At 36.3% G+C, this 20,612-nt stretch carries 14 protein-coding genes; 13 read left to right on the top strand and 1 reads right to left on the bottom strand.

Going from position 1 to position 20,612, the window contains the following annotated elements:
* Positions 1-16: 16 nt before the first annotated feature.
* Positions 17-670, bottom strand: a complete 654-nt coding sequence (locus tag WC623_RS13160; RefSeq protein ID WP_372851741.1) for an oxidoreductase — start codon at positions 668-670, stop codon at positions 17-19.
* 253 nt (positions 671-923) lie between these two features.
* On the opposite strand from WC623_RS13160, the gene WC623_RS13155 reads away from it, so the two are divergent.
* The 13 genes from WC623_RS13155 (at position 924) to WC623_RS13095 (ending at position 20,452) form a co-directional block, all read left to right on the top strand.
* Positions 924-1,499, top strand: coding sequence for an RNA polymerase sigma-70 factor (locus tag WC623_RS13155; protein ID WP_372851739.1), 576 nt, complete (start codon positions 924-926; stop codon positions 1,497-1,499).
* Between the two features lie 93 nt (positions 1,500-1,592).
* The gene (locus WC623_RS13150) at positions 1,593-2,741 is read left to right on the top strand and encodes a FecR family protein (RefSeq protein WP_372851737.1); all 1,149 of its coding nucleotides are present in this window, start codon (positions 1,593-1,595) and stop codon (positions 2,739-2,741) included.
* A 311-nt stretch (positions 2,742-3,052) separates the two neighbouring features.
* Positions 3,053-6,409 (top strand): TonB-dependent receptor, encoded by a 3,357-nt coding sequence (locus tag WC623_RS13145; protein WP_372851735.1) that lies wholly within the window; start codon positions 3,053-3,055, stop codon positions 6,407-6,409.
* 10 nt (positions 6,410-6,419) lie between these two features.
* Positions 6,420-8,360: a RagB/SusD family nutrient uptake outer membrane protein gene (locus WC623_RS13140; RefSeq protein ID WP_372851733.1), complete on the top strand. Its 1,941-nt coding sequence runs from the start codon at positions 6,420-6,422 to the stop codon at positions 8,358-8,360.
* A 20-nt stretch (positions 8,361-8,380) separates the two neighbouring features.
* Entirely contained in the window at positions 8,381-9,559 is a 1,179-nt protein-coding gene (locus tag WC623_RS13135; protein WP_372851731.1) for a DUF5000 domain-containing lipoprotein, read from the top strand.
* Between the two features lie 24 nt (positions 9,560-9,583).
* Positions 9,584-10,282 (top strand): DUF4998 domain-containing protein, encoded by a 699-nt coding sequence (locus tag WC623_RS13130; protein ID WP_372851729.1) that lies wholly within the window; start codon positions 9,584-9,586, stop codon positions 10,280-10,282.
* Positions 10,283-10,299: 17 nt separating this feature from the next.
* A complete protein-coding gene (locus WC623_RS13125; RefSeq protein WP_372851727.1) occupies positions 10,300-11,748 on the top strand; it encodes a hypothetical protein in 1,449 nt (482 codons plus the stop codon).
* A 9-nt stretch (positions 11,749-11,757) separates the two neighbouring features.
* Positions 11,758-12,582 (top strand): endonuclease/exonuclease/phosphatase family protein, encoded by an 825-nt coding sequence (locus WC623_RS13120; RefSeq protein WP_372851725.1) that lies wholly within the window; start codon positions 11,758-11,760, stop codon positions 12,580-12,582.
* 143 nt (positions 12,583-12,725) lie between these two features.
* Positions 12,726-13,721 carry a Gfo/Idh/MocA family protein gene (locus WC623_RS13115; protein ID WP_372851723.1) on the top strand — a complete coding sequence of 332 codons (996 nt, stop codon included), beginning with the start codon at positions 12,726-12,728 and terminating at the stop codon, positions 13,719-13,721.
* A 53-nt stretch (positions 13,722-13,774) separates the two neighbouring features.
* On the top strand, positions 13,775-16,534 hold the full coding sequence (locus tag WC623_RS13110; RefSeq protein ID WP_372851721.1) for a PQQ-dependent sugar dehydrogenase: 2,760 nt from the start codon (positions 13,775-13,777) through the stop codon (positions 16,532-16,534).
* Positions 16,535-16,569: 35 nt separating this feature from the next.
* Positions 16,570-17,781 (top strand): nucleoside permease, encoded by a 1,212-nt coding sequence (locus WC623_RS13105; protein WP_372851719.1) that lies wholly within the window; start codon positions 16,570-16,572, stop codon positions 17,779-17,781.
* 12 nt (positions 17,782-17,793) lie between these two features.
* Positions 17,794-18,876, top strand: a complete 1,083-nt coding sequence (locus WC623_RS13100) for a Gfo/Idh/MocA family protein (RefSeq protein WP_372851717.1) — start codon at positions 17,794-17,796, stop codon at positions 18,874-18,876.
* 10 nt (positions 18,877-18,886) lie between these two features.
* Complete coding sequence (locus WC623_RS13095; protein WP_372851715.1) at positions 18,887-20,452, top strand: ADP-ribosylglycohydrolase family protein; 1,566 nt, start codon at positions 18,887-18,889, stop codon at positions 20,450-20,452.
* The last annotated feature ends 160 nt before the right edge of the window (positions 20,453-20,612 follow it).

The raw sequence follows: 20,612 nt of genomic DNA, 5'->3' as shown, positions 1-20,612 counted from the left end.
TTACATAAGGAAGATATTATTCATCCAATTGAACAATCTGGTCTGAGTCATAAGTGTAGATGCCATCCAATTGTTTTAGAGATTGCTTTAACATTGCAGCAGCAACTGTTTCTATTTTAATACTACGGTATTTTTTTAACCCTCCAATAAGTAGTGGATTTAAAACATGCATCAGACCAATCATAAAGCGCTCCGTACTACGATATTCTTTACGTTCACCATCCAATAGTGATGGTCTGTAAATATGTACAGTCTTAAAAGGTATGCTTTTTAAATCACGCTCGACCTCACCTTTTAGTTTTGTGTAAAAAACAGAAGAATTTGAATTTGCTCCTAAAGAAGATACCAGATGATATTGAGAAACACCATTCTGATGTGCAATAAATGCAATATCCAAAGGGTATTGGTAATCAATTTTACGGTACTGTTCCTGATCTGGCGTTTTATTTTTTGTTGTACCTAATGCACAGAATACAACATCACCTTTTATATAATCCTGATGATTTTCAAGTCGATCAAAATCAACAACCAGTTGTTCAAATTTGGGATGTTGTAATGGGATTTCTGTACGAACAATAGCCGTTACTTTACTATAAGATGGGTGGTTTAGTAACTGATGTAATAAGTTGTTTCCAATAAGCCCCGTAGCTCCTGTAATTATTGCTTCCATTTATTTATAAATATAGTGTTTAACAATTTACGACTACTCTAAGTTTTGTTTGTTTAAGGTTAAGTTTCTTGGAAATATTTCATATTATTGGTGAGTATATTTATAATATTTATCAAGAAGTATAGTTGTGTTGTTAAGGAAATATAATTGTTGTTTTAAATGATTGTTCTTTAGAGGCTACTTAGTAATGGAATAATTAATTTGGCTATTATTTTGAACAGCAGTTTTAAAGAAAATACAAATACATAAAAATATGTTCCAGTATAATTTAAAAAGCACTACAGACGAACAGTTAATTGAGTTGATTCGCGATTATGATAGTCGTGAAGCATTTGATGAACTTTATAACAGGCATTGGAAATACTTATTTACAGCATCTTTTAATCTACTTAGAGATAGGGATGAAAGTATGGATATTTGTCAGATTGTATTTTTATGGCTTTGGGAACATCGGAATACAATAAACATTAAAACAAATATAAGAGGATACTTATATAGCTCAGTGAAATACAAGATTGCCAACTTCATCAGAAGTGGAAAAATACGTGAAAGTTTCTTTGATGAATTAAAACGCGTTGATACAGATACATTCCAGGAAAATGAATTGGAGGTTAAAGAACTTCAGATTATGATTTTCGACCTGGTAAATGATCTTCCGAAAAAATGTAAAGAAGTATTTCAATTAAGCAGGAATGAAAACCTCACTCATAAACAAATTGCTGATAAGCTTGGGATCTCTGAAAAAACTGTAGATGACCATATTTTAAGAGCTTTAAAGAAGCTTAAAACGCCACTAAATAGATTGGCATCTATTTTTATTTCACTGTAAATAAGTGGCTTATGTTTTATTTTAATTTTATTCATAAATGAAACAGGTGTTGAGGCTCTATTAAGTGCCATACATATATAAGGCATATTAAGAATGATAGATAAACAAACGTTCGTAGAATTGGCAGATAAGGTAGCAGGTGGTATTGCTAATGAACAAGAGCTATCTTTATATAGTAACTACATTAACCAATTTAAAGGAAACTTAGAATGGAATGCGGACTTCATGGGCAATGAGGCTGAAACAAAAATCGAATTGCTTACTAAGATACATACAGCGTTAACTGTTAAAGCAATTCCTTTTTATCAAAAGGCCACCTTTAAGTACCTTATCGCAGCTTGCATTGCTTTGGTTGTTACAGCGATTGGTGCAGTGTTTTATAATAGTAATCTAAACTCTTTAAAAAGTAAAAGTAAGATCGCATTTGAAAATGATGTTGCTCCAGGAGGTAATAATGCGGTATTGACACTCGCTGATGGCTCTCAGGTTTTACTTAATGATACTGACAATGGAAAAATTATAGAAGAAAAAGGTATCAGTATAACTAAAGCAAAAGATGGACAATTGATTTACAGGGTTATTGATCGTGAAGCCAAAGATATATCTAATAAAGAGATCGTAGCTTACAATACTATCACTACCCCCAGAGGTGGTCAATACCAGGTGATACTTCCTGATGGAACTCAGGTTTGGCTAAACGCCTCATCGTCTTTAAAATTTCCTACCTATTTTTCGGCCAATCAACGAAATGTGATATTGACCGGAGAAGCATATTTCGAGGTATCAAAAGATAAGACAAAATCATTTATAGTAAATGTTGATGGAATGAGCGTAGAGGTTTTAGGAACTCATTTTGATGTAATGGCTTATAAAGATGAAGAAAGTATCAATACCACTTTATTGGAAGGCTCTGTTAAAGTGACTAAAAATAATGAAAGTAGAATTTTAAAACCAGGTCAACAGGCAAAGGTAAAAGATGGCATACAAGTGGTGCAGGCTGCTGCTGATGCTTTGGCATGGAAAAATGGTTTGACTTCATTTATAGACGCAGATATCAGAACTATCATGAGACAAGTAGCCAGGTGGTATGATGTTGAAGTAAAATACGAAGGGGAAATTCCGAGAAGACTTTTTACGGGAGAGATATCAAGAAAAGCCAATCTTTCTGAACTTATAAAAATTATAAAGCTAAGTAATATACAGTTAAAATTAGAGGGGAATGTAATTACAGTAATGCCCTAATAGGAATGCTAAACACATAAACATAATAATTAATAAAAGAGTCTAACCAACTTTATCTAAAAACCAAACGATCAACATATGAAAGAATAACTACAAACCCTTATTCGAGTTAATACAAAAAAAACCGGTATTGCGCTAACAGTACCGGCTGCACTGTCTTTTACAACAGTTGTAGGGATTAACTTATTTCACAAATCTAACGACAGATCATCAAACACTTAAAACCCTAACAAAACAAAAGTATGGATTTTTATTCTCTTTGTGGGCCCCCCAATGAAAAAAACAGGGGCCTTATCAAACTCTTTCTGGTTATGAAACTAACATTATTTATAGTAATTGTTATTGGCTGTATGCAGGTAAATGCATCTGGATATGCTCAGAAGATTACGCTCTCAGTTAAGAATACCCCTTTAGAAAGAGTTTTTCAGGAAGTGAAAAAACAAAGTGGATATCTATTTTGGTATGAAAACTCACTATTAAATAACACCAAAAAGGTAGATCTTGATTTAAAAAACGTATCACTTAAGTATGCCCTGGATGAATGCTTTAAAGATCAACCACTGTCTTATCAGATAGTAGGTAATACCATAGTTATAAAAAATAGGGAAATTACCGTCAACAGGAATCTGGAAAGAGAAATCAGAGGAGTGGTTTCCGATTCTGTAGGTCCTATACCCGGAGTGTCGGTTAAGTTAAAAGACAAATCAACAGTAGGTACTTCAACAGACAACTATGGAAGGTTTAGTTTAAAAATTCCTGACGACAATGCAATTTTGGTTTTCAGTATGGTGGGATATGATAAACAGGAAGTTCCGGTGAAGAGTCTCTCAGTGTTAAATGTAAGATTAGTACCTACAAAAAATACATTAGAAGATGTTGTTGTTGTTGCCTTTGGTACGCAAAAGAAAACAGATATGGTCGGTTCTGTTACTTCTATTAAGCCAGCGGATTTAAAGGTGCCTTCCAGTAATCTTACAACTGCACTTGCTGGTCGCGCCGCAGGGGTCATTGCTTACCAGAGAAGCGGGGAGCCGGGAGAGGACAATGCAGATTTCTTTATTCGTGGCGTAACTTCTTTCGGAACCGGAAAAGTGAATCCTTTAATATTAATAGATGGAGTTGAACTTGGAGTAACAGAGCTTGCTCGTTTGCGTCCAGACGATATTGAAAGCTTCTCTATAATGAAAGATGCTACTTCAACAGCATTATATGGGGCAAGAGGTGCAAATGGGGTTATTTACGTTACCACAAAACAAGGTAAGGAAGGTGTCGCCAGGATATCTTTTAGAGCTGAAGGCAGTATGTCACAGGCAACATCAAAAGTGGAATTTGCTGATCCGGTTACATTTATGAAGTTATATAATGAAGCACAGTATGCAAGACATCCATTTGAAAACCCTTTTTATACTCAGGAAAAGATTGACGGTACAGCTGAAGGTATAAGCCCTATTATTTACCCTGCAGTAGATTGGCAGAAAATGCTTTTTAAAGATCGTGCTTTTAATCAACGTTATAATTTGAATGTAAGTGGCGGTGGTAAAGTGGCCCGTTACTATGTGGCAGGCTCACTTGCGCAGGACAATGGCGTAATAAAGATGGATAAAATCAATAATTTCAATAATGGAATTGATTTAAAAAGTTATACACTACGTGCAAACGTAAATATTGACCTTAGTAATACTACGGAACTTATCGTAAGATTGAACGGTAACTTTGATGATTATACTGGACCTATTGATGGGGGTGGTGAATTATTTAATAAAGTGATTCGGAGTAATCCTGTTAACTTTTTACCATATTATCCAGCACAAGGAAAGCATAGTTCTGTCCAGCATATTATGTTTGGAGGAGATTCAAAGAAAGGTTTCTTAAATCCCTATGCCGATATGGTGAAAGGTTATAAAGATTATAATCGTTCCCTAATGCTGGCACAGCTAGAGTTGAAGCAAAATTTGTCTTTTTTAACAGAAGGTTTAACCTTCAGAACAATGATGAATACGAATAGGATCTCGCGTTATGATATTGCAAGGTCTTATAACCCTTTTTTTTATGAGATCCGAGATTACGATAAAAGGACGCTCGATTATAATGTAGAGATGTTCAATGAAGATACAGGTCGTGAGTTTCTGGATTTCACATTGCTGGATGATCTTAGGCAACAAAGTACTGTATTTTACATGGAGTCTGCAATTAATTACAATCGGACTTTCTCTAATAAACATTCTTTAAGTGGGTTATTAGTTTATATCATGCGCTCAGGTACTAATGCCAGAGCAGGAAATTTACAACTTTCTTTACCCTCAAGAAATTTAGGTCTTTCTGGAAGGACAACTTATGGTTATGATAACAGATACTTCGCTGAGTTTAATTTTGGTTATAATGGTTCTGAAAGGTTTCATGAAAGTAAGCGTTTTGGTTTCTTCCCATCTGCAGGTCTGGCCTGGACAATTTCCAATGAAAAGTTTTGGCAACCGTTTAAAGACAAGGTGAATAACTTCAGGTTGAGAGCAACTTATGGATTGGTAGGTAATGATGCAATCGGATTGGATTCCGATAGGTTCTTTTATCTTTCTAATGTAGATATGACTAATTCCTACAGAGGTTTTACCTTCGGAAGAGAGGGGAGTAGCTTTAAAAATGGGATTAATGTAGATCGTTATTCGAATCCAGATATTACATGGGAAACCGCCTATAAAACTAATTTGGCATTAGAGCTTGGCTTATTTAATAAAGTAAATATCCAGGCTGATTTTTTTAGTGAAAAAAGAAGGAATATATTGATGAAAAGAGCAAGTATTCCTTCTACAATGGGGTTAACCGCAGACCTAAGTGCTAACGTTGGAGAGGCTAATGCTAAAGGAATGGATATTTCTATAGACTATTCTCATAATTTTAAGAATGGTATGTGGTTGCAGTCGCGGGGTAACTTTACCTATGCCACTAATAAACGTACAGTTTTTGAAGAACCCATTTATCAAAAAGAATGGTGGAAATCAATGGTGGGATATCCTATCAATCAACAATGGGGATATATTGCCGAACGTTTATTTGTAGATGATAACGAAGTAAATAATTCACCTGCGCAAAATTTCGGTAGCCCAAATGTTGCTGGTGATATTAAATATAAGGATGTTAACAATGATGGACAGATTACTGAATTGGATATGGTGCCCATTGGTTTACCTACAGTACCTGAAATTGTCTATGGTGTTGGCTTTTCATTAGGTTTTAAAAACTTCGATATTTCCACTTTTTTTCAAGGATCTGCTATCAGTTCTTTTTGGATAGATCCGACAAGGGTGGAGCCTTTTTCGGGAGGAAAGCAGATCATGAAAGCATTTGCCGACAACCATTTTTCTCCTGAGCAACCAAATTCTTACGCATTATGGCCAAGACTAAGTACAGAGACTCATTCAAATAACTTAAAACCCAGTACCTGGTGGATCAATAATGGTAGTTTTCTTCGTCTTAAACAAGCTGAGATAGGGTATTCTATTCCGGCAAAAACCGCACAAAGGTTAAAAATGCAGAATATGCGGTTTTATGTAAGTGGAACAAATCTACTTCTACTTAGCCATTTTAAACTATGGGACATTGAGATGGGGGGGAATGGTTTAGGTTACCCACTGCAGAAAGTATTTAACCTTGGCTTAAACGTGACATTTTAAAAACTGAAAGATGAAATTTACTAGAATATTAGTTGTAATTGCTGCCATCACTACATTGGGCTCTTGTAAAAAATATATTGATGTAGTACCTGATAACGTTGCTACATTGGATTACGCCTTTAGAATGCGGTCAACAGCAGAGCGGTATTTATATACCTGCTACTCTTTTCTTCCTAAAATGGGAAATATGTACCATAGTCCTGGCATGTTTGGAGGTGATGATCTTTGGGTGGCCACAGATAAAACAAGTTATTGGGCTAACTGGACCATCGGAATCGGTATGCAAAACATTAATACACCGATTCTTGATCATTGGAGAGGTACGCTGGAGGCAGATGGTAATGGGAATTTTATCAACAAACCAAGTGCGCCAACACAATCTTTATGGACAGGTATAAGTCAGTGTAACATATTTCTTGAATATATCCATAAAGTGCCCGACATGGAGGAGTATGAACGTAGTCAGTGGATTGCAGAAATAAAATTCCTGAAAGCTTTTTATCATTTTTCTCTATTACGGATGTACGGGCCAATTCCAATTCAGGATAAAAACATTCCCGTATCAGCTTCTGTAGAAGAAGTAAGAATCTCAAGAAAACCAGCAGATGAAGTATTTAATTATATCATTGCTCAACTTGATGCGGCTGCTCCTGATTTGCCTTTGCAGGTCAGGGATGAAGGTTCTGAATTAGGTAGGATCACCAGACCTATAGCCCTTGGCTTAAAGGCAAAGGTGTTGATTTATATGGCCAGTCCATTGTTCAATGGAAATCCTGATTATTCAGGATATAGTAATAAGGACGGTACAAAACTGTTTAGCGCAAATATAGATAAAGAAAAGTGGCGTCGTGCAGCAATAGCTTGTAAAGAAGCCATTGATATGTGTGCTTCCCTTGGTTATAAAATGTACGATTTTTTAGGTAGTAACCAAACCGCAGCTATTTCTCAGGATACTAAGTTGGCGATGAATGCACGTATCATTACAGATAAATGGAATACAGAAATTATATGGGCACATACCGGTGCATCTACTAAAGATTTACAAGCTTGGGCTACACCGAGAGGATTTAATAATGCGCAAGCATCATTTACTGGTTCTACAGGTAGTATAGGAGTTCCACTAAAAATAGCTGCACTCTATTATAGTCGTAATGGGGTTCCTATAGAAGAGGATATTACCTGGAATTATAATAACCGTTTTAATTTAAGAAAGAGTATTGCTGCGGATAAATATAAAATTAAAGAAGGATATACTACGGCAGAGTTCAATTTCGATCGTGAATCTAGATTTTACGGATCATTAGGATTTGATGGAGGGATTTGGTATGGATTGGGTGAATTTGACGATAATAAGGCCCTTTGGTTAGAAACTAAAAAGGGACAGTTTGGTGGAAAAGTAGGTCAAAGTTGGCATTCTGTAACAGGGTATTATGCTAAAAAATATGCATACTACACAAATTCTATAACCAGCTCGACCACTTATACTACTACCAATTGGCCATGGGTTATGTTACGGTTGTCAGATTTATATTTATTATATGCAGAAGCTTTGAATGAAATTGAAGGGCCAGGTGCTGAAGTTTATCAGTACCTAGACCTTATCCGAGCAAAAGCGGGATTAAAAGGTGTACAAGAGTCCTGGACTAACTTTTCTAGAACGCCAGGTAAGATTTCTAATCCAGATGGTATGCGAGAAATCATCCACAGAGAACGGTCTATTGAATTAGCTTTTGAAGCAGAACGTTTCTGGGATCTCCGTAGATGGAAAGAAGCACCTGACGTTCTGAACAGGCCAATAACAGGTTGGGATGTTGATCAGGAAACTGCAGATGCTTATTACAGGGAAAAAGTTATTTATAACCAAGTTTTTAACCTTAAAGATTATTTCTGGCCAGTAAGTGAGCGGGATCTTATTGTAAATAAAAATCTGGTTCAAAGTCCAGGATGGTAAAAACCTAAATAAAGTTAATTATGAAATTATTATTGAAAATATTCCTTGTCTTTTGCCTCTTTATTTATGGATGCAAGGAAAAAGAAATCGAACCACTTGTTAAAAATGGCAATAAGCCAGGTGTCATAACGAATGTTAAGGTAGAAAATGGACATGGTGAGGTTAAAGTAACCTATACTTTACCAGATGATTCGGACTTACTATATGTACTTGCCGAGTTTTCAACTAACGGTGGAGAAAAACGAATGGTAAAGTCGAGTATTTATTCAAATAACATCTTGTTGGAAGGATTTGCGGATACGGATGAACATGAGATCATTTTATATGCTGTTAACCGTTCAGAGAATAGGTCTGAACCAGTAACTGTAAAGGTTAAGGCTTTAATTGCACCAGTTCATACCACCTTTGCGACACTGAAAGTAGCGGAGACTTTTGGTGGGGTTAGTCTTCAGCTTCTTAATGAATTACAAAAAGAATTTGTTGTGCACACACAGTACAAAAATGAAAGTGGAGAGTGGATAACATACGATAGACTTTACACCAATGCAAAAGAGAAAGAATATGCAGTTAGAGGATTACCGGCTAAGCCAACTGAATTTGCATTTTTTCTTGTAGACAAATGGAAAAATCAATCAGAAAGATTGAGTGTAAAAATGACACCGCTTTTCGAAGAAACCTTAAATAAAGGTTTATGGAAGCACCATCCACTACTTTCAGATACTTATGTCCCAGAATTTGATACATGGGCAATCAATAACCTGTGGGATGGAGGGACTGCCAAAATTTTCTATCAAAAGCCAGGAGCAAATGTTGTGTTACCTAATTGGTTTACAATAGACTTGGGAAAAAGATATAAGTTTAGCCGTATTAAAGTGAATCAGCTATCTCACGCTAATGCCTGGATGTTTGCAAGTGGTGCGCCTAAGATATTTGAAATTTATGGTAGTAATGCACCAGCCACAGATGGAAGTTGGGACAGTTGGACTTTGCTTTCAGGTTTTGAATCTATAAAACCATCTGGTGCTGCTTTAGGAACCCTTAGTAACGAAGATATAGCTGTAGCCAAAGAGGGGGAGAACTTTGTCTTTCCATTGGCTACTTCACCATACCGATATATTCGTTTTAAAACGCTTAAAACTTGGGCTGGTAATACTAATGTGATGATTTCTGAATTGACGATGTGGGGACAAGAACAATAATAATAGATATTAATATTTACTAAAATGAACATAAAAATTAAGACGATTTCACTATTGTTTCTGGTTGTTTTTTCTACTATATATTTTTCGGCATGTAAAAAGATGGATGATAGCTATAGACAATTTATTGAGAAAGGTGAGACAGTATATATTGCTAAAGCGGATTCTATCAAAATTCATGGAGGAAATAATCGGGTGGAAGTTACCTGGTTATTATTGTCAGATCCAAAAGTGTCGAGATATAAAATGTTTTGGAACAATGGTAGGGACTCAATAGAAAATTCAGTAACAAAGACTGCAGAGGTAGATCTTGTAAAAGTTATGTTGACAAATATGGCAGAGGGAACGTATTTTTTTGACATTTACTTGTTTGATAAAATGGGTAACTCCTCTGTAAAATCGACCAAATCAGGAAGAGTTTATGGAGAAAGATTTCAGTCCTCAATGCTAACCAGGGCATATCGCTCAATTAAAAGAACTGGAAATGATGTGGATGTGGAATGGATGCCTGCAGATACAGCCGTAAAACAAGTAGATCTTCAATATTTGGATACCAGAGGAGAGCTAAAAAAAATTGTAGTAGTAGATAAGAAGCAATCTTCAATACGCTTAGTTGATATGCCAGTTAATGGATCATTTATGTACAGAACGGTGTTTGAACCTGAGTTGAAAGCTTTAGATCTATTTTACACTCCATATGTAACTATTCAACTTACTTTATAAATTATCAATATTTAAATATGATTAATTTTTTTATTAGCAGTCTATTGTTTGTGTTCATGGCTTTAGGCTGTAAAGCGGAATACGTTCCGAAACCTAAAGCTGAAATTGACGTTGAAAAGCAACTAAATGATACTTTAAGTGGATTGTCAATACAAGTTGATGCTAATTTTGCTTACTATAAAAACCGGAGTAATGAAAGTATTGCAGATGAGATAGTGTTAGCGGGTTATAAAACAGTTCGTTATCTCGTGCTAAATGAATCAAATGTAAATGCAGGTTTGATCCAAGCTTTCCATAAAAGGGGAATGAAAGTATGGTTACAAGCTTCAGGTAGTGTGACTTATGAAACCAATGGTTATCCTACAGATTGGCCTTCCTGGAAGATGGAATTGAATAATTCTGTAAATGGCAAAAATGGCTATATCTTTTTGTCGCCATTTAATAAATCGTTTGTGAAATGGAAAAAAGAGAGTCTTGCCCGTTTGATGGTTACTTATCCTTTTGATGGAGTAGAGCTTACAGAACCTTATTTTCCTGAATGGGATGCTATTAAAAAAGGTACCTATGGAGATGTGGGGCCTAATGCTCAGTTAGCATTTAAAAGTGAGTATGGGTTGGATATGCCTGAATTTAATAATCCTGAAGCAGCTAATTACTATAAAAAGAATCCAGAAATTTATAAAAAATGGATGGATTGCAGAGTAAATGCAGTAAATGAATATCTAAATGAAGTAGTGAATGGTACTGGAGGTATACGTGAGGTAAGACCAGATGCATTAGTAGCTACTTGGAGTCTAGGTATTGATGCAGGCAAAAATTCTGTTAGCTTGCTTCGCGAATATCAAGGTTTGGATGGGGCTGCAATGGTGAAATTGGTTAAACCGGATATACATTTTATCCAAACACACTGGCCAGACTGGGTAAAGTCTTCAACACAATTGCCGCCAGATTACATGAAACATTACAAAAGCTTTGTAGACGAAATAAAGGAGATCGCTCCTGATGTAAAGATCGGCCTGCAAGGAGATATTGGTTCTGGTAAAGAAATGATTAAATCTGGGAATTGGGTAGCTGATTGTGAAAAAGCTGCCTTTAAGCATGGGTTCAGTGCCACTACTTTTTATGAATATCATATTGGTGGATATATGTATACAGAACCACCAGTCTTGAAGAAAGCAATAAGAAAAGGGACTGATAATATCATTCTTTCTTTCAGTAAAAGAATAGATGCCAACTCAGCAGCAGGAAAAAGTAATTACCAGTTTCGTAAGGATGGAAAATTAATCTCATTGAATATTGAAAATATCAGAGTTGATGGGAATATGGTGATCCTTGAGGCTATTAAACTGCCAGTTGGAAAGTTTGAAATAATGGTTCGCAACCTTAAAGACACTCCTGAATTATGGCTTTTTAAAGGTTATCCTGCATTAGAATTAGCCAACCAAACCAAAATGATAATAGAGTAAATAAAAAATATGAAATCTTTTAACTATAGATACTTCATTTGTGCTGTATTAACTTTTTTTAGTTTAACCAGTTCAGCACAAAATTCAACCGAAAAAGTCCAAGTAAATAAATCCATTAAGGTGATGAGTTATAATATTCGTATTGCTAGTCCACCTTCTAAAGGCTGGGGTTTTACGGATTTGCAGGCAGTTGCGAATGCAATCAATAGAATGAAGCCCGATTTAGTCGCATTACAGGAGGTAGATGTTTATACAGAACGTTCAGGGAAGCATTCAAACCAGGGAAAAGAACTAGCTGAAAAGACAGGTATGTATTACCATTTCGCTAAAGCAGTAGATCGTAGTGGAGGAGATTATGGCGTAGCAGTATTGTCTCGTTTTCCCATTATAAAGGGGGAAAGCTTCCGATTGCCTCTCACCAAGGATTCTAAAGGTGAAATCCGTGCCGCAGCTCTGATACGTGTTAAAATATTTGGAGAAGAAACTGTTTTTATGTCTGCACATCTGGATCATCTGTCAGATATTGATCGAAAATTACAGGTAGAAGAGCTAAACAAAATCATTAAAAACAATTCAAAGTACCCATTGATTTTTGGCGCAGATTTAAATATGAGACGTAATAATCCGGTAATTAATATACTTGAAAAAGAGGTGGTTTTTAATTGTGTGGATTGCGAATCAACTTTCCCGGCAGATAAGCCTACGGAGACTATTGATTATTTGATGTTGAATAAGAAAGCATTTAAAAAGTTTAAAGTTTCAAATTATCGTGTGGGGGATGAAACTTATGCTTCTGATCATTTACCCTTAATGATGGATATAACAAAGAAGTAATTCAATATAATAATTGATAAAGTTGCAGTATAATTTCCTATTTACTTGTTAATTAGTGCTTAAATAAAAAAAAATATTTAATTTAACGAGGTTATTATTAATAAAATTATCAAACTTTAAGCAAACACACAAAAACTAATAATATGAAATCTTTTAATCGTAGATCCTTTATTAAAACTACAGCGCTGGCAGGGGCAGGTATTGGATTCTTTAATTCAGCCAAGGCTTTCGATGTTTCCACATTTTCTGCACCTGATAAGCGAATCGGAGTTATCGGCCTTGATACTTCTCATAGCGAAGTATTCACAAAACTTATCAATAATGGTGGACCTGAAATGGCAGGCTATAAAGTTGTAGCAGCCTATGCACAAGGTTCAAAAGATATTCCTCAGGCATTAAAAGCAAAGCCTGGGATTACAGCGGCCGTAAAGGGGATGGGAGTGGAGTTAGTAGATTCTATAGAAGAACTGATTAGAAAGGTTGATGTTGTATTGCTTGAAACTGTTGACGGCAGGCCGCATTATGAACAAGCATTACCAGTAATGCAGGCCGGCAAAAGAATGTTTATTGATAAACCCATTGCAGCCACATTTGAAGATGCAAAAAAAATATATGCTGCATCTAAAAAATACAATGCACCTATTTTTAGCTCTTCTGCATTGCGTTATGATACAAATGTAATGAAAGTAAAAGCGGGCTCTATTGGCAAGGTCTTGGGCGCCGATGTTTATACACCTGGTGAGATAGAACCTAATCATATGGATATGGCATGGTACGCTATTCATGGAATAGAAATGTTATTTACTGTTATGGGCCCCGGTTGTAAAACAGTTACCAGAATTCATAAAGATGGAGCAGATTTTATAACAGGTGTTTGGAATGATGGGCGTATTGGTAGTGTTAGGGCAATCAGACAAGGAGCAGCAAATATAGCTGGGACTGCCTTTGGTGAAAAAGGAATTGCTCCCTTAGGTCCATTTAATTCTTACGCTCCCTTAATTGCTGAGATCATATCGTTCTTTGAAACAGGAAAGCCACCGGTTTCAGAGGCCGAGACTATGGAGATATTTACTTTCATACGTGCTGCAGACATGAGCCGTAAACGTAATGGAGCTTCGATTGCTATGGCAAGTGTTTAGAAGCTTGTAAAATTTACACACAAACGCACACACACAAATTCAACTAAGTACAAATGAAACTGAAATATTTATTAATATTTGCTGTTGTTATTTTTATAGCCTCTTGTGCTATAAAGCGGCAGTCAACAAATGTTGAGCAGGTCACTCAAATTTCCGCTAAAAAAAATGAAGGTCGATTGCTTGATACAATTATAAAAGCATCTCCATCAGAGGATAAGAAGATTAAGGCACTGGTAATGCCCGATAGTAGTCGCTACACCAGGATAGTACTAGCTGAGGGACTTGATGAACCAATGGAAATGGCAATCTTACCAAATTTGAATATCCTTTTTATTGAAAGAAAAGGTGGAGTCAAGTTGTATAATAATGAATCTAAAGAAGTAAAAACAATTGCCAATATTGGTGTTTTTAGTGGTATTGAAGATGGATTGTTAGGCGTTGTAATCGATCCTAAATTTGCTGATAATCATTGGGTATATTTTTATTATGCTGTTGCAGGTGAAGAGGCAATCAGCCGCTTATCTAGATTTGAATTAAAAGGTGAGAATCTTAACCTTAAATCAGAACAGGTTTTATTAGAAATCCCTACTCAACGTAAATACTGTTGCCATTCTGCAGGATATCTTGCCTTTGATGCTAAGGGTATTCTTTATCTATCTACAGGTGATAATACCAATGCAGAAGAAACTGAAGGTCATACTCCGGTTGATGAACGACCAGGACGGGAACTATCCGATGATCAGGCTACATCAGCAAATACTAACGATCTGAGAGGAAAGATTCTGAGAATTAAACCAGAACAAGATGGTAGTTATTCAATTCCTGATGGCAACCTTTTTCCGAAAGACGGTTCCAAGGGGCTTCCTGAAATTTATACCATGGGCTCTCGTAATCCTTATCGGTTTAGTATAGACCATAAAAATGGTTATGTATATTGGGGTGATGTAGGTCCGGATACCAAGGTTATTGGAGAAGGCGGTGAATATATGAGCTTTGATGAGATTAATCAGGCCAAAGGGCCGGGTTATTTCGGCTGGCCATATTTCCTTGGAAATAATCAGGCATTCCCGAAGTATGATTTTGCAACAAAAAAGGCGGGTGAAAAAAAGGACCCTGCCAAGCCGATTAACAATTCCCCTAACAATACAGGGGAGAAAGAGCTTCCTGCAGCACAACCTGCTATGATTTGGTATGGTAAAATTCCTTCAAAGAACTTCCCTCTGGTAGGTAGTGGAGGCGCTACAGCTGCTGCGGGGCCTGTTTATTATAGCGACTTGTTTCCCAATGCTCCATATAAATTATCTGAATATTACAATGGTAAGCTATTCATTTACGAGTGGATAAGAGGTTGGATAATGGCTGTTTCTTTTGATGAAAATGGTAATTACAAAAGTATGGAGCCTTTTTTAAAGCATCTTAAATTTTCTGCCCCTACAGATATGCAGTTTGCGCCAGATGGTGCAATATATATGTTGGAATATGGAACAAACTGGTTTTCTAAAAATACTAATGCAAGGCTAATTCGTGTAGAGTACCAGGAAGGAAACAGAAGACCCGTAGCTGAGATAGAAGTTGATAAAGCCTACGGTGCTGCACCTCATACTGTATTATTATCTGGAAGTAAATCTAAGGATTATGATAAGGATGACCTGTTGAGCTATAGCTGGAAAATTGATGGAAAAACAGTTGAGGGAGCTACTGCTAAATATACTTTTGAGAAGACAGGAATTTTTAATGTAGAATTGATGGTTAAGGATGATAAGGGAAGCGTGGGGACCGCAAAAACTAAAGTTCATGTTGGAAATACACCACCAGAAGTGACTATTCAAACATCTATTAACCGTAGTTTTTATTGGGATAACCAGATTCTTGATTATAACATAAAGGTTAATGATAAGGAAGACAAGATAATAGATCCACGTAAGGTAAAAGTTTCATTTGGATATATTCCACAGGGAAAAGATGTAGCAGTAATTTTGGCCGGAAATCAGGATCCAAGTGCATATCGCTACCTAAAAGGTGCGCAAATGCTGGCGAACCTTGATTGTAAAGCCTGTCATTCCATGGATAAAGAATCAGTTGGTCCTACTTACCTGGCTATTTCTGCTCGTTATATTGGTAAAAAGGATGCAGTTAAATTTTTGTCTGGAAAAATTATTGAAGGAGGAAGTGGTAGTTGGGGTGAAAGAGCTATGTCTGCTCATCCTGCCCTGGCAAAGGAGGATGCCAAAGAGATGGTTAATTATATCCTTTCTCTATCTGCAAAACCTAAGAAATTACCATTAAAAAATGCAATTCCTTTAAAAGATCATATAGGAAAAGGTATTGAAGGAAGCTATCTTTTAAATGCCAGCTATCGCGATCTTGGAGCAAACGGAATAGAACCTTTAGATGGCAGAGCGAATATCTCATTGCGTAATCCCATGGTTCAGGCAGATGATTTTGATAGTGGAAATGTTCGGATAGTAACACGGACAACTGAATTTATGGCTTTTATTAGCAATTTGACAGATAAAAAATATATCAGTTTTAATGGGGTTGACTTGTCTGGTATTAAGCGTATTAAATATAGGATACAGCAAAGCGGTACCGGTGGAAATATAGAACTTAGGTTAGGAAGCAAAGACGGACCTTTGGTGAGTACGCTGGCTGTGCCTGCTGCTGGTTCTCCAGAACAAAAAAACGTTTGGAAAGAATTTTTAGCTCCGATTACAGCTACTAAGGGGATGCATAATTTATATTTTGTTTTTACCGCTCCGGGATTAAAAGGGAATATGTTTAACCTGGACTGGATTTATTTTTCAAACAAATAATCCGAGAATAAGATCAATCAAACCAAACCAAATTTATGCAAAAATCAATCAGATTGCGGTTATCTTCTCTTATGTTTCTGGAGTATTTTATCTGGGGAGCATGGTATGTAACCATGGGGACTTACCTGTTCACAAATTTCAAAGCAGATGCTATACAGGTTGGGTCCTCGTATGCTAATTTATCTATTGCCGCAATTATATCCCCATTTTTTGTAGGGTTAATTGCTGATAGATTTTTTGCTGCACAAAAAGTGTTAGGAGTATTACACTTAATGGGTGCAATCACTCTTTATTACATTAGCACTTTAGGGGATTTCGGTAGCTTTTGGTGGCTCATTCTGTTGTATACACTTTTGTATATGCCAACTATGGCACTCTCGAATTCTATTTCGTTTGGTCAACTTAAAGATCCTGGAAAGGAGTTTCCTGCTATTCGTGTTTTTGGTACCGTTGGGTGGATTGTTGCCGGCCTAATGATCAGCTTTTTTGGATTAGAAAACTCTGTGTTTACTTTTCGTATAGCAGCTTTTTCTTCGCTTTTATTGGGGATTTTTAGCTTTTTTCTACCCAATACACCTCCAAAAACCAACAAGGAAAATAGTTTAACAGCTATACTAGGTTTAGATGCTCTTGTTTTATTCAAAAACAGATCTTTTTTGGTGTTTTTTATCTCTTCCATTGCAATCTGTATCCCATTGTCGTTTTATTACAGCTTTACCAATTCATTTTTAAATGATATTGGCGTAAGTAATACGGCTGGGAAAATGACATTAGGACAAGCTTCTGAATTCTTTTTCATGTTGGCTATCCCATTTCTGTTCCGCAGATTGGGGGTTAAAAAGATGTTGCTTATAGGTATTTTTGCGTGGGTAATACGGTACTTGCTTTTTGCCTATGGAAATATTGGACCGAATATGTGGATGCTCTATGCCGGAATTATTTTACACGGTATTTGTTATGACTTTTTCTTTGTAACCGGACAAATTTATACAGATGCTAAAGCAGGTTCAGCAGTAAAGAACGCTGCACAAGGACTAATTACTTTTGCTACTTATGGGGTAGGTATGATGATTGGTTCTTATGTGTCAGGTTTTATTACTGAAAGTTATTCAACCACCATTGATGATGAAACTAGTTATCAATGGCAACAAGTTTGGCTTGTACCTGCCTGCATTGCAGGATTTGTTTTGCTTACTTTTGCTGTCCTTTTTAAGGATAAACTTAAATCAACTGATTCAACCAATTAAATTATAAAATATATGACTGAAGTGATTAAACCCGTACGTGTTTTAGTAGTAGGATGTGGAAATATGGGAGCAGCTCATGCTACCGCCTATCATAACATGGATGGATTTGAAATATGTGGTATAGTATCAACAGGCAACAGTAAAGTACTGTTGAATGAAAAACTAGGTGGCAGTTATCCATTATTTAGTGATTATAATGATGCGCTGGCAGAAACTAAACCTGATGCAGTTTGCATTTCTAGTTATCCTGATACACATGAGCCTTTCGCTATTAAAGCAATGGAAAATGGCGCTCATGTTTTTATTGAAAAACCACTTGCAGATTCCGTTGAAGGCTCACAACGTGTTGCTGATGCCGCAAAAAAATACAATAAGAAATTACTTGTTGGTTATATTTTACGTTACCATCCATCTTGGGAGAAATTTATAGAACTTTCAACTGAAATGGGTAAGCCTCTGGTGATGAGGATGAATTTAAATCAGCAAAGTCAAGGCGCAAAATGGACGGTACACCGTAACCTGATGAAGAGCTTGAGCCCAATTGTAGATTGTGGTGTGCATTATATCGATGTAATGTGTCAGATGACACGTTCTAAGCCTGTGCAAGTTAGTGCTATAGGAGCGAGGCTGACGAATGATATTCCTGCTGATAATTATAACTATGGACAACTTCAAATTCGTTTTGAGGATGGTTCTGTAGGTTGGTACGAGGCAGGCTGGGGGCCAATGATGAGCGAAACCGCTTTTTTTGTTAAGGATGTAATCGGACCTAAAGGATCTGTTTCAATTGTAGCTAAAGAAGCTGGAGCTTCAGGACAATCTGATAATGTTGATGCTCATACTAAAACCGAGTCAATAAAAGTTCATTATGCTGACCTGAATGCTGATGATAAGTTTAGCAGAGCAGACAGCTGGGTAGATTTAAAAGATGAACCTGACCATCAGGAATTATGTAATCGTGAGCAAAGCTATTTCTTAAAGGCAATTCTGGAAGATATCGATTTAACAGATCCTACAGATGATGCGATAAATAGTTTGAAAATAGCGTTTGCCTGTGATGAATCTGTTAAAACAGGACAAATAGTACAACTTTAACCGTATTAGTATGAAGTATTTTAAGTTTCTTGTTGTACCAATCGCAATCGTTGCAATTGGTATGATCAGGCCTGCTTTTGCCCAAAAAAAGCCACAGCAAATGCTGACAAAAGAAATAAAACTTTCCAAGTCAGCTTTGAAAGATAAAATTAAAGGTGGCTGGGCCGGTCAAACTATTGGCGTAACCCTCGGCTGGCCATCTGAGTTTGTTTATCAGGGAACTTATATACAGGATTATGAAGCTATTAAATGGCATGATGATTATGTGAACGAGGCGATGACTGTATTTCCAGGGCTTTATGATGATGTATATGTTGATCTGACTTTTGTTGAGGTATTTGATCGTTTAGGACTAGATGCTCCGGCCGACTCGTTTGCAAAAGCACTTGCTGCTTCTGAATATCAATTATGGCATGCTAATCAGGCTGGCCGTTATAATATTCAGCAAGGATTACCAGCAGGTAAGTCAGGGCATTGGTTACATAACCCGCATGCAGATGATATCGATTTTCAGATTGAATCTGATTTTATTGGATTAATGAGCCCAGGAATGCCTAACGTAGCTTCTGCAATTAGTGATAAAATTGGTCATATCATGAATTCAGGAGATGGGTATTATGGTGGTGTATATATGTCAAACATGTATGCCCTTGCCTTTGTTAATGATGATATCTCTTACATTGTTAATACAGCATTAAAGTCTATTCCTCAAAAAAGTAAGTTCTATCAATGTATTGCTGATGTAATAAAATGGCATAAATTATATCCGAACGATTGGAAACAAACTTGGTTTGAAGTACAGAGAAAATGGGCTGAGGATATAGGTTGTTCAAGTATGGTTTTCCATCCTTTAAATATTGATGCAAAAGTAAACGCTGCATATGTGGTAATTGGATTACTATATGGTAATGGAGATTTTACCAAAACACTTGAAATCGCAACACGTACAGGGCAGGATTCTGATTGTAATCCATCCAGTGCCGGGGGAATACTTGGTGTTGTTTTAGGTTATGATAAAATACCCCAGAAATGGATAGTTCCACTTAAAAAAGCCGAACATAGAAACTTCAGTTTTACTAACATTTCACTAAATAAGGTATACGAAATGGGGTATAATCATGCTTTGATGAATATTCAAAAGAATGGTGGAAAAGTGAGTAATGATCAGGTGATTATTCTCAGTTCGGTACCTGTGGCAGTTAGATTTGAAGAAAATTTTTCTGGACACTTCCCAATAGCGAGAGAACCATTAGCTAAAGCATTTCAGGATAAACTAGAGTTTGATATGAGGGGAATCGGTTTTGTGATAAGGGGTTACGCTCGTAAAAAGAAAGCTAATGCAGCTCATCATGTGTTGCAGGGAGTTTTGTATGTAGACGGCAAAGAAGTAGAACGAGCAAACTTTCCAATAGGAGCAAATCATGCTCGTACTGATCTTTTTTGGCGTTATCAGTTACCAAAAGGAAATCATAACGTGAAAATAGAAATTGCTAATCCACATCCTGATTACGAGTTTGTGACTGTGGATTATTTAGTGTATGATACCATGCCGGCTAAACTACCTGGGAAGTTATAGGGAAGACTGGAAAAATAAGCATATTGAGTTCTGCATTCAATATGCTTTATTTTTTGAATGTAAATATGAGGTATAATTATGACTACATTACCTCTATTATAAAGTATAAATAGTTATGTTTGTATGGTAAATACATCAATAATTAAGAAAAATACTGCCC

It is taken from the genome of Pedobacter sp. (assembly GCF_041645105.1).
In the GTDB taxonomy this organism is placed as follows: Bacteria; Bacteroidota; Bacteroidia; order Sphingobacteriales; family Sphingobacteriaceae; genus Pedobacter.
This window is presented reverse-complemented; position numbering and strand designations above follow the sequence as displayed.